This is a genomic window from Myxococcus sp. AS-1-15, from assembly GCF_020037055.1.
In the GTDB taxonomy this organism is placed as follows: domain Bacteria; phylum Myxococcota; class Myxococcia; order Myxococcales; family Myxococcaceae; genus Myxococcus; species Myxococcus fulvus.
Genome location: NZ_JAIQDF010000013.1, coordinates 173179 through 187941 on the forward strand (window position 1 = coordinate 173179; position 14763 = coordinate 187941).

Below are 14763 nucleotides of genomic sequence, written 5' to 3' on the forward strand. Positions count from 1 at the left end.
TTCACGCTATCTCACGGCGAGCCAACGACGGGGCACGTGAAGAAACCCCTCCCGACGGAGCCAGAGCGCGGCGGCCACCAGCACGAGGATGACGGGGGGTGTCCACGCCGCCACCGGGGGTGACAGGCGCTCCGTCAGCACCAACGTGCGGCACACCATCATCAGGCCCCACATGCCCACCGCCACGAGCAGGCCCTCGACGATGGCGGCGGTGAGGTGGCCCTTGCGGCTGTTTCGCAGCGCCAGCCCCACCCCCAGCAGCGCGGCCGGCAGCGCCGCCAGCGGATAGGCGAAGCGGTTGTGCAGCGCGAGCTCGAACTGCTTGGTGGCGAGCCCCACCTCGCGCCGCGCGACGATCTGCTCGCGCAGCTCCCGCACGCGCATCTGCTCCGGACGGCCCGGGCGGATGCGGAAGGCCGAGGCGGCGATGCCCAGCTCGTACTCCGCGCTCTCCAGGCTCTTCACCGCCGTGTCCTGCTCCCCGCTGAACGTGCGCTCCACCACGCCCGTCAGTCGCCAGCGGTTGCCGTCCAGCCACTCCATGCGCGCCGCGTCCAGTCGGCTTCGCAGCTCGAACTCGCGCGACAGGGTGAAGATGGACACATCCTGGAAGCCCTCCTGCGCGCTGCCCGCGCGGAGGAAGAAGATGCGGTCCCCTCGGCGGAACCACTGCTTCGGCGTGTAGTAGAAGCGCCAGTCCCCCCAGCGGTTGAAGCGCTGGGTGGTGATTTCGTCCACGCGGCGCCCGGCGTGCGTCGCCACGACCTCGTCGAAGACCACCAGGCCCGAGCAGGCCAACAAGCCGAACGCCAGCACCGGCATGTACAGCGCGGAGGGGCCGAAGGTCAGCGCGCGGATGGCCGTCACCTCCCCCTGCTTGCGCAGCGCGGACACCGTGGTGCCCGCGGCCAACAGCAGCGCGGCCGGCCCCAGCTGCTGGACGGCCATCAGCGCCTTGTAGCCGTAGAGCTTCGCCGCGTCCGTCACCCAGCCCGGGCCCGTGTACGTCTTCGCCCGGTCCACGAAGTCCACCACCACGAACACGAGCACCAGGCCGCCGAGGATTCCCAGCGCGAAGCGCACGTACGTCCGCAGCACATAGCCGAAGAGCGTCAGTCTCACCGGACCGTCCCCGAGCGGCTCACCCGATACAGGGCCACCGCCCCCACCACCATGAACACGACATTGGCCAGCTGTCCCGCGAGCGCCGCCGGCAGCTTGCCCTGCTGTCCCAGCTGCTCGAAGGCCCGGCTGAGCAGGTAGTACAGGACGTAGCCACCCAGCGTCAGCAGGTAGCCCCACGCGCGGCCCGCCTGTCGCCGACCGATGGCCAGCGGCGTGCCCAGCAGCGCGAACGCGATGGGCGCCAGCGCGCCCCCCAACCGGCTGTGCAGCGCCATCCGGAAGCCTCGCGCGTCGCCGCCCTGCGCCTCCGCCTCGCTCGCCGCCTGCATCAACTCCACCGGCGTCAGCTCCTCCTTCGCGGAGGTGAAGCGGCCCCGCTTGCCCATGGACGCACCCACGCCCACGCTGATCTCCGCGCCATCGAAGTGGATGACGCTGTAGTCCTCGCTCGCGCGCCCGGAGCGGTGCACCTCGCCGTCCTCCAGCGCGAAGCGCAGCACCTCGCCGCTGTTGGACGTGCCCACCTGTCCGCGATGCGCCAGCACGAGCAGGGGCGAGCTCGCCTCGCGGTCATCGTGCAGCAGCACGTTCGTCCACTTGCCGTCCGCGGACACCTTCTCCGCGTACAGCGTCAGGTCACTCAGGTCCTCGTAGAAGGTCCCCGACTTCACGTCGCCCACGACGTTCTTGCGGATGACCTCGCTCACCAGCTCCTTCACGCCGGTGAGCCCCCACGGCTGCGCGGTGGAGGTGATGAGCAGCATGAGCGCGCTGAGCGCCACCGCGATGCCCATGGGCGCCGCGAGCAGCCGCGAGGGCCCCACGCCCAACGCCTGGAGCGCCGTCAGCTCGCGGTCCTCGCCCAGCCGCCCCAGCCCCAGCAGGATGGCCAGCAGGAAGGCGATGGGCAGCGCCATCATCAGGAAGTGCGGCGTCAGGTACGCCACCAGCCGGCCCAGGTCCGTCAGCGTCACGGACGAACCCAAGAGCACGTCCGTGCCCCGCAGGAACTGCATCACGAAGAGCAGCAGGAACATGAAGGCCACCCAGACACCGAGCGGCACCAGCAGCTCCTTGAGCAGATAACGCGAGATGCGCGTCACGACGTCGCCTTCAGCCCCTTCGCGCCGATGTCACGACGGAAGTGCATGCCCTCGAAGCGGATCGCCTCCACCGCCGCGTAGGCGCGCTCCCGCGCCCGCGCCAGGTCCTCGCCCCGGGCGCACACCGTCAGCACGCGTCCGCCACTGGTCACCAGCGCCCCACCCCGCTCCTCCGCGCCCGCGATGAACACCAACGCGTCCGCCGGCACCGCGTCCACCCCGTCGATGCGCTGCCCCTTGCGCGGTGACTCGGGATACCCCTCCGCCGCCACCACCACGCCCACCGAAGCGCCGGACGCGGCCACCAGCGGCCTCGACTCCAGCTGCCCCCGCGCGCACGCATCCACCAGCGGCAGCAGGTCCTCACCCAGCTGCATCATCAACACCTGCGTCTCCGGGTCTCCGAAGCGCGCGTTGAACTCCAGCACCTTGGGGCCGCTCCGCGTGAGCATCAGCCCCGCGTACAGCACGCCCCGGAACGCAAGCCCGCGCCGACGCAGCACCGCCAGCGTGGGCGCGATGACGCTCTCGCCCACCTCCGCCAGCTGCCGCGCGTCCAGGAAGGGCGCCGGGCTGTAGGCCCCCATGCCGCCCGTGTTCGGACCGGTGTCGCCATCCCCCACGCGCTTGTGGTCCTGTGACAGGGGCAGCATCACGTAGCGCTCGCCGTCGCAGAGCGCCATGGCGGAGACCTCCTCGCCCTCGAGCAGCTCCTCCAGCACCATGCGCTGACCCGACGAGCCCAGGGCCGCCACGGCCCGCACCGCCTCGCGCGCGGCCTCCACGTCATGCGCGACGATGACGCCCTTGCCCGCGGCCAGCCCGTCCGCCTTGACGACGATGCGGCCCTGCGCCACCGCGTAGGCCTCCGCCTCCGCCGCGTCCGTGAAGGTCCGGAAGGCCGCCGTGGGCACGCCCGCCTCGGCCATGATCTCCTTGGCGAAGGCCTTGGAGCCCTCGATGAGCGCTGCGCCCGCCACCGGTCCGAAGCAGGCGATGCCCGCCTTCGCCAGCGCGTCCGCCACTCCCGCCACCAGCGGCGCCTCCGGCCCCACCACCACCAGGTCCACCGACTCGCGCTTCGCGAGCGCCACCACCTCGTCCGGAGAGTCCGCCTTCACCGGCACGTTCGTGGCCAGCTTCGCGGTGCCCGGGTTGCCCGGGGCACACCACAGCCGCGTCAGGCGCGGGCTCTGCGACAGCTTCCACGCCAGCGCGTGCTCACGGCCTCCGGAACCCAGCAACAGGACCTTCACATCCACCTCATCTGTCCAACAGGTAGAGCATCCGTTTGGCGGGGAGGTACTCGGGGTCCAACCCCACCACGCTCACGAGTTCCTTGCGCGCCTCGGCTCGCCGCTGCGTGGACTCCAGCTCCGCCAGCCGCACCCTCGCGGACCAGAGCGTGGGGGACAACCCCAGCGCATCCCGCAGCGCGCGCTTGGCGGGCTCCACCTGACGGCCGTCCGCCAGCGCCCAGCCATGCGCCAGGTGCGCCACCGGGTGCTGCCGCCCCGCCGACACCGCGCGCGCCGACAGCGCCCGCGCCTCCGTGGTGTTGCCCTTGCGCGAGGCGATGAGCGAGCGGTACGCCAGCGCGTCCGCGTTGTTCGCGTCCGACTCCAGCACGTCGCGCAGGTGCCGGTCCGCCGCGTCCAGATCCCCCTGATGGAAGCGCAGAACCCCCTCGTAGAGGGAGGGGCCCGGGTCATCGGGGTTCTGCGCGAGCGCGAGGATGGTGCCCTCCACGCCCCTCACCGTCTCCGCGGGCCGCAGCCAGAAGCGCGTGCTCACGGGCCGGGGCTCCAGCCGCAGCGGGTCCGCCGCCAGGGCCTGCTTCAGCACCCGGAACGCCTCCGTGCTCCGCTTCGCCGCGGCCTCGGCCACGCCGGCCAGCAACTGCGCGTCCAGCCGCCGCGCATCCAGGCTCGTCGCCGTCTGGAAGCGCTCCAGGGACTCCAGGGGCTTCTTCTCCAGGAGCAGCAGGCGGCCCTCCAGCACCGCCTCCAGCGCGCGGTCCTCGAGCCGACCCTTGATGCCATCCAGGTGCTTGCGCGCCTTCGCCGCGTCGCGCTGCTCCAGCGCCACCAGGAAGACCTGCAGGTGCGCCTCGGGCAGCTCCTTCGCCAGGCCCAGCGCCTCTTCCGCGGCCTTCACGCCCGCGTCGCTGTTGCCCGCGGCGCGCTCTGCGGCGGCCAGGTGCACGAGCACCTGCGCCACGTCGCGGTGGTCATGGCGCTCGCGCGTCTTCAACAGCGCCCGCAGCTCTCGCACGCCCGCGGCGGCATTGCCCTCCGCCTGATAGCGCAGCACCGCGAGCGGCAGCAGCGCCCGCAGCTCCCCGGGGTCCGCCTTCACGCGCGCCTCGTACAGCTTGCGCGCCTCCTGCGGCTCACCGACCTCCTGGTAGATGCGTGACGTGGCCGCCAGGCTGTCCCAGTCCCGGGGGTCCGCCGTCAGGCGCTTGCGCAGCGTCTCCAGCGCGAGCTTGTACTCACCCGCGGACTCGTGCGCGAGCGCCCGGTAGTACTGGATGCGCTTGAGGTCCGGGGCGAGCTTCTGCGCCATGCCGAACTGCTGGTCCGCCAGCCCCCCGGACGACGACAGGTAGACGCGGCCCATCACCAGATGCGCCTCCGCCTTCTGCGCATCCGTCGCCTTCGCGTGCGCCAGCGACTCCTCCGCCAGCACCCGGGCCCGCTCACGCGGCGCGCTCTGCCGCGAGCGCGTCAGCAACAGGTTCGCCTCCGCCAGGAGCAGCTGGGGCACGCGCCCCGCGCGCGACTGGGCGGCCTCGACCAGCTCGCTCGCCTCCTTGAAGGCCCCGTCATCCAACCCCGCGCCGCGCCCCAGCGCGAGCGACTGGACATAGCCCGCGATGGCCTCGTCGCTGCGAGGGTCCAGCAACAACGCCTGCTGGAAGGACTCCTCGGCCTCCGTGTACGCGGAGCGCTCCTCGCGGGCCAGCTGCCGCCGGCCGTCCTCGAGTCGCTGCGCGCTCGTGCCCTCCAGCTCCAGGTACTTCAGCTTCCAGCGCGGGAGCACCGTCTGGATGACCTCGGGGATGGGCGCCACGACGGGCGTCGCGGCCGCCTGCCGCGCCTCTTCCTGATGCTGCAGGTAGAAGTAGCCGCCCACCCCCGCGCCACCGAGCACGAGCACCAGCCCGCCCACCAAGCCCCAGCGCCCCCCACCGCCCGACGAGCCCTGCTTCTGCGCGGAGCCCGAGCGCACGTTGGACGGCGGACGCGCCGCGGCGCGCTTGCCACTGCGCGGCTCCGCGCCCAGCTCCGGCGCGGGCGGGCCCCGCATCGAGCTCACGTCGTCCCGCATGCTCTGCCCCAGCGAGGCGTCCACCCCACCCTCCTCGGGCGCGGTGAGCGGGGGCAGGAAGTCCATGCTTCCCGGAGCAGCGACGGGCGCGGCCGACTTGGGCGCACTGCCCGCGGACTCGCGCTGACGGCACGCATCACAGATGCCGAGCGCCTGGTCGAACGGGTCGACGAGCGGCTTGTTGCAGGTGCGGCACCCCATCGTCGCCGGCTTCGGCGCGGCGGCAGCGGCGGGCGGAGGCGCGGCGGGACGCGGCGGCGCCACGGAGACAGGCACCGCGCCGGGCTCCGAGGAGATGCGAGCCACGGGCGCGGGCGGCGAGGTGGGCGCGGGCCCCAGGAAGTCGAGCAGCGGATCCGCTCCCGCCGAGGGCGCCGGCGCGGGCCCGCCCAGGTCGGCGAACGGGTCCACCGGCGGCGCGCTGCTCGGCGAGGGCTCCGGCATCGCACCGAAGTCTCCGAACAGGTCGGCCTCCGGCGCCGCGGCCTTCGCGGGCCGGGCCGGAGCGGCGGGCGCCTGCGCGGGCGTCGGCGCCGGGGCGCCGAAGTCACCGAACAGGTCATCCGCGGGAGGCGGCGCGGAGGAAGCGGGCGCCGCGGGACGTGACGGGGCCGCTGGCGCGTCCTGTGAAGGCGCGGCCGAGGGATCCCGCCGGACGAGCTGCAGGTTGCGGCAGCGGGGACATTGCGCGCGGACGCCCTTTGCCGTGATCAGTCGATCATCGATGGCATAGGCGGCGGCGCATTTCTGGCAGACGATGCGCATGAGTCAGTGCCGGAAGTGTCGCACTCCGGTCACCACCATGGCCATCCCATGTTCGTCCGCGGCGGCGATGACCTCCGCATCCCGAACAGAGCCGCCCGGCTGGATGACGCAGGTCGCACCCGCCCGGGCCGCCTCGTCCAGGCCGTCCCGGAAGGGGAAGAAGGCGTCCGAGGCCACGGCGCTCCCCTGGAGGGCCGCTCCGCCGCGCTGCATCGCGATCCGGACCGAGTCCACCCGATTCGTCTGTCCGCCGCCCTGCGCCAACAGCTGGCTGCCCGAGGCGAAGACGATGGCGTTGCTCTTGACGTGCTTGCACACCTTCCAGGCGAAGCGCAGGGCGCGCTCCTCGTCCGGTGTGGGGGCCCGCTTGGACACCACCTTCCACCCCAGCTCCGGCTCCACCGCGTCCCGGTCCATCAGCAGCAGGCCTCCGGACACGCTCCGGCCGTCCAGCTGGGCCCTTGGCCGCGCGGTCGGAGACGCGAGCGCCGCGCCCGCCTCCAAGAGCCGCAGGTTCTTCTTGGCCGCCAGCACCTGCAGCGCCGCCTGCGAGTACGAGGGGGCGATGACCGCCTCCAGGAACGTCTCCGCCATCGCCTGCGCGGTGGCCTCGTCCACCTCGCGGTTGAACGCCACGATGCCGCCGAACGCGGAGGTCTCATCCACCGCCCGCGCCGTGCGGTACGCCTTCACCAGCGCGTCATCCACTGCCACGCCGCACGGCGTGTTGTGCTTGATGATGACCGCGGCGGGCCGCTCGGCGAACTCGAGCGCCAGGCCCAGCGCCGCGTCCAGGTCCAGGATGTTGTTGTACGAGAGCTCCTTGCCCTGGAGCACCTTGGCGAAGCCCACCGTCGGCTCCGAGGGCGCCGAGTGCTCGCGGTAGAAAGCACCGCGCTGGTGCGGGTTCTCCCCGTAGCGCAGGTCCTGCGCCTTCTTGAACGACAGCGACAGCTCTCCGGGGAAGGGCTCGCTTGCCTGCGCGGACAGCCACGCGGAGATGGACGCGTCGTAGGCCGCCGTGTGCGCGAACGCCTTGCGCATCAGCTTGCGCCGCGTCGCCTCGCCCACCGCCTTGTGCTGCTCCAGCTCCGCGAGCACCGACGGATAGTCGTCCGGGTCCACCACCACGGCCACGTGGCGGAAGTTCTTCGCGGAGGCGCGCACCATCGCCGGCCCGCCGATATCAATCTGCTCGATGACGTCCGCCTCCGCCGCGCCCGACGCCACCGTCTGACGGAACGGATACAGGTTCACCGCGACCAGGGAGATGGGCTCGATGCCGTGTGCCTTCATCTCCTCGCGGTCCGCCTCCAGTTCCAGGCGGCCGAGGATGCCGCCGTGGATGCGCGGGTGGAGCGTCTTCACGCGGCCGCCGAGAATCTCGGGACTCTGCGTGTGCTCGGACACCTGGGAGGCGGGGATGCCGGCGCCCTTGAGCGCCTCCAAGGTTCCCCCCGTCGACAGCAACCGGAACCCCAGGTGAACCAGCCCCTGGGCGAAGGGAACCAGACCGCGCTTATCGGAAACGCTGAGGAGTGCCAGCACGTGTGCGCCTCGGTGTGCGGGAAGCGGCGGTACTAGCAACCACCCCCTGGGGTGTCAACGCAACACGTCGGCGCGACGTTGGCGGCACCAGGCCGCCGGTCGATTCAGGGCTTGCGGGCCGAGACAGGAGGCTCGGCCTCGGTGGCCTCGCGCAGCTTCATCAGCCCGCGCGTCTCCACCTGGCGGATGCGCTCACGGGTGAGGTTCATGATCTCCCCCACCTCCTCGAGCGTGATGCCGCCCTTCTCCGCCACGTCCAGGGCGCAGGTGTGCTCCAGCTCCCAGATCTCCTTGTCCGGGAAGTTGAGCTTGATGGACCCCGTCTCCGGGTTCACGTCCAGATACAGGTTGTGCTTGCAGGAGACGAACATGCACGGACGCGGTCCGTTCACGCAGTCCGCGCGCGTGCGCGGCCGGGTGTCGTCCATCTGCTTGAGCAGGTCCGCCTCTTCCGGGTCCACCTGCCCGGTGAGCCGACGGCGGCGCAAATCACGCGCCATCTCCTTGCGCGACATCGTCTTGGACCGTCGGCGCTCCTGCGCCAGGTCCTCTTGCGCCTGGTCTCCGCCCTCCTCCACTTGCTTCACTTCCGACATGTCCCCTCCACGTGAGGCCAGTCTAACCGGGTCCACCGGTTGCAGGGCCGGCATCTTATTGCGAACTCATCGTTTCGTCTTCGCGTGCGGTCACCGCGCTGCCCAGCCGGGCCACGTCCCGGACCAGATCCTGCGCTCTTTGCCGCAGCGTTGCCAACTCCGCCTCGAGCGAACGTCGATGCTCCCCCCCGAAGGCGCGCTCTCCCAACTCCTCCTGGAGCCCATCCAATAGACCGCCGAGGTCGCGTTCCACCTGGTCGATGTGGTTGCGGTGGAAGACGAAGGACTTCTTGATGTCCTCCAGGGTGTGCCCCTCCGCCATCATCTTCTTGATGACATTGATCCGGCGCACCGCTTCCACGGGGTAGAGCCCCAGGCTCCCCTGGTGCTTCCCCTTCCGCCCCACCCGGCGACTCCTCGGTAGCAACCCCGCCTGGACGTACTTGCGGAAGGTCGCCTCCGACAGCCTCACGCCCCTCGGACGAAAGATTTCAAGGATGGCGCTCGCGGGCAGACCGCCCGCGTTCTCGCGCTCGATCCGAGCAATCTCGTCGGGAGCCAACAGGTCCATCGGTTCCATTGAATATAAGCCACTCAGTAGAAGACACTGAGTGCCAGAAACGACCATTCGGTGTCAAGGCAGACAGCTACAGGGCTGTTGTGCTGTCGGCCTGTTCACGCTTTCGAGAAAGACGGCGGGTGCGCCCGCGCCCGAGCGAGCGGCGCTTCGAACGGAGTGCTCGCGGACCCGGAGGACCCCTCGGTTTTCCACGAGGCGACGCGCGACGCGGGGTGACGGGAGACCCGGCGTGCGACTCGGACGCGGAGTGATGCGGACGAAGCGAGGCTCCATCGCGCGTGGCGCGAGGGCGGAACGGGGATGCAGGCGGGCCGGGTCAGCTCACGGCGCGCGGCGGAGACGACGCGATGCTTCGGGGGGCGACGTCGCCGCGGAGGTTCAACGACCGCGCGGCGGTCGGAACTCTCGCGTCACCGTGCCGCCCGCGGAGAGGGTGATGACGAAGAGCTTCTCGCCCGCGGGATGATGGAAGAGCAGCTTGTAGGTGCCCGGCGCGAGCTTGAAGGTCGCTCGGCCGGAGACTTCGCCCAGCTTCCGTCCGTCGAGGAAGACCGTGGCATACGGCGTGGCCCGGACGAGCAGCGTGCCCGTGCTCGCGGGGACCTGCGACGAGGGCTCGGGGACGGAGTCTCCTCCCCTCGAGGGAGTCGGTCCCGCCGCGAGCACCTCCTCGCGCTTCATCCCCTCGACCTCGGCCTCTGAATCGGCGGACAAGGGCTCCACCACCGGGCTCGCGGCGTCACCGGTCTCCACGTCGGACTTCGGCGCGGTGGGAGCCTGCCCCGTGCCACCCCGCGCGCTGAACTCGCTCGGCGCGGGAACGGCCTCGGGCGGAGTCTTCACCGCGGAGGAGGAAGGAGTCTGCGCGCCCGTCGGCACCGGGCTCCATCGGTCCTGGGTCACCACGATGGCGGACACGAGCAGCGACAGGCCCAGGCTGCCGACGAGCAGCCACGCCCTCGGCCGCCCCGACTTCGAGGTCGAAGCGCTGCCCGGCGAGGAATCCGTGACGGTGGGGACCTCACTGCCCGACAGGGACTGTGGCCCCCCTGCCCGCGCATCGGGCACCGCGACGTGGTTCCCGCCCGTCGAGGTCCGCGCACGGCCCTGGCTCGCGTCTCGTTGCGCCCAGGCTCCCGAGTCTCCCTCACCGACGGGCTCCGGAGCACCCTCCGGCCGGGGCGAGGATGTCGCCGCCCCCTCGGACGCGTCGGAGACCGCGTCGTCATGCTCCGCGAGGGAGTCCCGTCGCGAGACAGCGGCCACGTCGCCCGGACGGCTCGGCGTCCGAGCGGGCACCGCCGACACGCCGGAGGTCTCCTTCTCGAGCGGCAACGCAGCCGAGGGGGTCCCCTCCGGGCGGCTCGGGCGCACCGAGGCCACGGGCGGAAGCGAAGACGGCGTGGGCCTGCGAGGCACCGGCGACGACGCCACCGCCGGCAGCGGCATCATCGGCGTGGCCATGGGCGGCAACGGGACGAGCGGCGCCTCCATCACGGCCTCGTCGCGCCGGGGCAGCACGAAGGTGGACGCGTCGAAGTCCTCGTCGGGCGAGGACGGCGCCCCACCCGTCCGCCCCGGCCTCATCACCGCGGTGGGCTCCCTGCGCGCCGGAGCCAGCGGCGCGACGTCCTCGTCGTCACCCTCGGGCCCCTGCTCGCCCGGCAGCACCTGCGTGCGCTCCTGCACCGCGGGCAGCGCCATGGTGGGCGTCGTGGGGAACAGCCGCCGCAGGAAGCCCGCCAGGTCCGTGTCATCCACGGAGCGGGCGTGCCGCAACACGCACTGCGCCAGGGCGCGCTCCAGTTCTCCCGCAGTCTGGAACCGCGCGGCCGGATCCCTCTCCAGCGCGCGCATCACCACCGCGTCCAGCTCCGCGGGCACCTCCGGGTTGAGCCGCGCCGGGGGCGGGATGACGCTGTGCTGCACCGCCCGCAGCACCGCCAGCTCCGAGTCCCCGTCGAACAGCCGCCCGCCCGTCAGCATCTCCCACAGCACCACGCCCAGCGCGAACAGGTCCGTGCGCGAGTCCACATCCTCGCCCCGCGACTGCTCCGGGGACATGTACGCGAACTTGCCCTTGAGCATCCCCGGCTGCGTGAGCTTCTTGCCCGCCTTGGCGATGCCGAAGTCCGTCAGCTTCACCGCGCCGTCGTACGAGAGCAGCACGTTGTGCGGCGTCACGTCGCGGTGCACCAGGTCCAGCGGGTGCCCGTTCACCTTCAGCCGGTGCGCGTAGTGCAGCCCCCGGGCGACCTCCGCGCCGATGTGCGCCACCAGCATCGGCGGCATCGGCTCCATCAGCTCCTTGCACTTGCGCCGCAGCTCCCACAGCGAGCAGCCGCGCACGTACTCCATCGCCAGGTAGTACGTGTCCTCGTGCTTGTCGAAGTCGAAGATCTGCACCACGTTCGCGTGGTTGAGCCGCGAGGCCAGCCGGGCCTCCGCGATGAACATCCCCACGAACTCCGGGTCGCTCGCCAGGAACGCGCGCACCCGCTTGATGACCACTTCCTTCTCGAAGCCCTCCGCGCCCCGGGCGGTGCAGAGGTAGATCTCCGCCATCCCGCCCTCCGCGAGCTTGCGGCGGACGACGTACTTGCCGATCTGCGTACCGGCGAGGAGCGTCAAGGGAGCTTCCGGAGCATGTGCGCTATTCGAACTTCACGCTCACGACGTTCAGGTCGATGGGCTTCACTTCGATACGTCGACTGAGCGTCTTCTTGAGGTCGGGATTGAAGAATTTGCAGTCGTAGCTGCCAACGCGCAGCTCTACCGCCTCGAAGGGCGTCTCGCCCAGCTTCTTCCCTCCACACGTCACCTCGGCCCACGGCCTGACGGCGAAGCGCACCTTCGCCATCCGCGTCTCCGCGCGGACCTCCTGCCGGGGCGGACGCGGCGGCGTCACCACCGGGGCCACCCTCGCCTCCGGCTGCAGCGTGAAGCGCTCCACCTGCTCCGGCCCCGAGCCCACCGTCACGGTGCGCTCCAGCGGGTGGTGCTTCGCGGCCTCCACCCGGACGGCCAGCGCCACGCCCGGCGCGGACTCCACCACCAGCGGCGCCGCACCCTGCTGGCGCCCATCCACGTACACGAGCGCCTGCGCGGGCTGCGCCTCCAGCCGCAGGCGGACCTTCTGGGCGACCTGCGCGGGAGGCGCCTCCACGGGCGCCTGCTCCGGCTCGGCAACGGGCTTCTTCTCCGCCGGCGCCACCGACACCAGCTTCAGCACGCCCAGCGGCAAAGGCCCCGAGGCCTGCACCTCCAGCTCCGTCCTCAGCTCCTGGTAGCCCTCCAGGGACACCACGAGCGCGTAGCGCCCCTCGGGCATCCCCGGCAGCGTCAGCGGCGTGCGCTCGGGCAACTCGCGCCCGTCGAACACCACCCGCGCGCCCGCGGGCTCGGTCTCCAGCCGCGCCTGCACCGGCGCCGACTCGCCCGGCTTCATCCACGCCCACAGCAGCACCAGCACCACCAGCCCCAACCCCACCGCGGGGATCCACCAGCCCAGCCGTGACGTGGTCGCCTGCGACACCTCGCCCGTGCGCGCCGCGCCCTTCTTGCGCCCCGGCCGCGACATGCCCAGCGACAAGGTGGGCGCGTCCTCCTCCTGCTCCTCATCCTCCTCACGCGGCACTGGCAGCGCCAGGCGGGAGGGCCTCGAGGGTGACGCCACCTCCGGCAGCGCCAGGCGGGAGGGCCGCGACGGCGTCGACGCCAGCTCCGGCATCGCCAGCGTGGGCGCGTCCTCCTCCACGTGGTGGCCGTGGTGCACGACGACGGGCACGGCCCGCGTCGGCGGCCTGCCCTCGGGCTTGGGCTCGGTGGCCGCCTTCACGTCCGTCAGCGTGGCCCGGGACGCCGCGCGCCCGTCCATCGTCGGCGCGTCCTCCTCCACCCGCGGCGCCGCCGGCACCGCGCCCAGCCCCGAGCGCGACGCCCGCTCCGGCGCGGACGACGACTCCAACGCCCGGCGCTGGCCCGTCAGCCGGCCCGCCGGTGACTCCAGCTCGATGCGCCCCGTGTTCCGCGTCTGCCCGCGAGGCCTGAGCGCCGCCGTCTCTCCCTCGGGCGCCACCGCCGAGCGCGACAACGACGGCCGCAGCCCGCTCCTGCGCGGGCCCTGCTCCTGGCGCCCGGAGCCCGACGCGGGGTCGGAGTCCTCCATCGGCACCTCGCCCGAGCGCGCCTCCGACGCCAGCCGCTCCGCGTAGATGTCCTTCATGTACACGGCGACGTGCGCCGTGGACGAGGGCAGCCGGTTCGCGCTCAGCCAGTCCTCGAGCGCCAGTTGCAGGTGGACCGCCTCCTGGTAGCGGTCCACCGGGTCCTTCGCGAGCGCCTTGAGGACGATGGCGTCCAGGTCCTGCGGCACCCGGGGGTTCACCTGCGAGGGCGGCAGCACCTTGCACTCGGCCACCGCCGCCAGCGTCTGGATGTCGCTGGGGCGCTTGAACAGGCGCGTGCAGGTGAGCAGCTCGTACAGCACCACGCCCAAGGCGAAGATGTCCGCCCGGCAGTCCACGCGCTGACCCGCGGCCTGCTCCGGCGACATGTACGAATACTTCCCCTTCAGCACGCCCGAGCGCGTGACGGTGGCCTGGTCCGCCGCCTTGGCGATACCGAAGTCCACCACCTTCACCCCACCCTCGAACGTCACCAGGATGTTCTGCGGGGACACGTCGCGGTGGACGATGCCCAGGGGCCGCCCCGTCGACGGGTCCGTGCGCTTGTGCGCGTAGTCCAGGCCCGAGCACGCCTCGATGAGGATGCGGCACACCAGCGGCACCGGCACCGGCTGCCCCATCGCCTCCGACTGCTTCCAGATGCGCCGCAGGTCGTCGCCGTGGATGTACTCCATGGCGATGAAGAACGAGTCGTCCTGCGCGCCCAGGTCGAAGATCTGCACCACGTTCGCGTGGTTCAGGCGCGCGGCGATGCGCGCCTCGTCCAGGAACATCTTGACGAAGTCGTCGTTCTCCGCGAGGTGCGGGAGGATCCGCTTCACCACCACCAGCTTCTCGAAGCCCTCCGGGCCCTGCTGGCGCGCGAGATAAAGCTGCGCCATCCCGCCCATGGCGAGTCGCTTCAGGAGCTGGTACCTGCCATACGTTTCAATGGTCACGGCGACCTGACCGGCACTCCCACAGGGATACCCACGGCCCGTGGCCTACCGGAATCCGGGCGCGGCGAAGTCCCGAGCGTAAGCCCACACGACAGGGGGGTCAAACCCTTGTAGGCATGGCGGAACCGGTTAATCGCGGCCCGCGCGCTACCGCCGGGCCACCCGGACCTCGCGCGTCTCGCGCATCAGCGCCTCCAGTTCGTCCAGGTGCCGCTTGAGCACCGGCATCAGCACCGGCGCCCGGTCCACCCGGTCGAACAGGTCCAGGACCCGGTCCACCTTGCGCTCGATTTCCTGGGCTCGCGCCGGAGAGATGCGGCGCAGGAGCAGGTCGGCGCCGGCCTCCATCAGGGCGCGGGCGACGGCATCCCGGGAAGCGAGCGGCTCCTCCTTGCGGCGGCCCTCGCCCTGGATGACCCGCAGGCCCGGCGAGCGCGCCGCGCTGGGGCGGGCCGGGCTCGTCGTCTTGGTTCCTTCGGAGTCTGGGGACATCACCGGGTGCCTCCTCGGCGGGAGCGGGTACGACCTCAGGGTACACACCGTGAGGAGCGCTCCAATTTTCTGGTCATCCGCACAGGCGGAAGCAGA

Annotated in this window: 10 protein-coding genes; all 10 read right to left on the reverse strand. The window is 71.7% G+C overall.

Features of this window, described 5'->3' with window-relative positions; translation table 11 throughout:
• Nucleotides 1-6 precede the first annotated feature (6 nt).
• The 10 genes from K8625_RS30660 to K8625_RS30705 all read right to left on the reverse strand — a co-directional run bounded on the left by K8625_RS30660 (nt 7) and on the right by K8625_RS30705 (nt 14667).
• Complete coding sequence (locus K8625_RS30660; RefSeq protein WP_223750096.1) at nt 7-1122, reverse strand: LptF/LptG family permease; 1116 nt, start codon at nt 1120-1122, stop codon at nt 7-9.
• Nucleotides 1119-2228, reverse strand: coding sequence for an LptF/LptG family permease (locus K8625_RS30665; RefSeq protein ID WP_223750097.1), 1110 nt, complete (start codon nt 2226-2228; stop codon nt 1119-1121). The genes K8625_RS30660 and K8625_RS30665 overlap by 4 nt, the downstream gene beginning before the upstream one ends.
• The gene (purD, locus tag K8625_RS30670; protein WP_223784696.1) at nt 2225-3490 is read right to left on the reverse strand and encodes a phosphoribosylamine--glycine ligase; all 1266 of its coding nucleotides are present in this window, start codon (nt 3488-3490) and stop codon (nt 2225-2227) included. Before purD ends, K8625_RS30665 begins: the two co-directional genes overlap by 4 nt.
• Before the next feature lies 1 nt (nt 3491).
• The gene (locus K8625_RS30675) at nt 3492-6326 is read right to left on the reverse strand and encodes a zinc-ribbon domain-containing protein (protein ID WP_223784697.1); all 2835 of its coding nucleotides are present in this window, start codon (nt 6324-6326) and stop codon (nt 3492-3494) included.
• A gap of 3 nt (nt 6327-6329) precedes the next feature.
• Nucleotides 6330-7874, reverse strand: a complete 1545-nt coding sequence (gene purH, locus K8625_RS30680; protein WP_223750100.1) for a bifunctional phosphoribosylaminoimidazolecarboxamide formyltransferase/IMP cyclohydrolase — start codon at nt 7872-7874, stop codon at nt 6330-6332.
• A gap of 104 nt (nt 7875-7978) precedes the next feature.
• Nucleotides 7979-8470: a sigma factor-like helix-turn-helix DNA-binding protein gene (locus K8625_RS30685; RefSeq protein WP_141322767.1), complete on the reverse strand. Its 492-nt coding sequence runs from the start codon at nt 8468-8470 to the stop codon at nt 7979-7981.
• 55 nt (nt 8471-8525) lie between these two features.
• On the reverse strand, nt 8526-9050 hold the full coding sequence (locus tag K8625_RS30690; RefSeq protein ID WP_223750101.1) for a MerR family transcriptional regulator: 525 nt from the start codon (nt 9048-9050) through the stop codon (nt 8526-8528).
• A 378-nt stretch (nt 9051-9428) separates the two neighbouring features.
• A complete protein-coding gene (locus tag K8625_RS30695; protein ID WP_223784698.1) occupies nt 9429-11681 on the reverse strand; it encodes a serine/threonine-protein kinase in 2253 nt (750 codons plus the stop codon).
• A 22-nt stretch (nt 11682-11703) separates the two neighbouring features.
• On the reverse strand, nt 11704-14175 hold the full coding sequence (locus K8625_RS30700; protein ID WP_223784699.1) for a serine/threonine-protein kinase: 2472 nt from the start codon (nt 14173-14175) through the stop codon (nt 11704-11706).
• A gap of 147 nt (nt 14176-14322) precedes the next feature.
• Nucleotides 14323-14667: a hypothetical protein gene (locus K8625_RS30705; protein ID WP_046713170.1), complete on the reverse strand. Its 345-nt coding sequence runs from the start codon at nt 14665-14667 to the stop codon at nt 14323-14325.
• Nucleotides 14668-14763 lie beyond the last annotated feature (96 nt).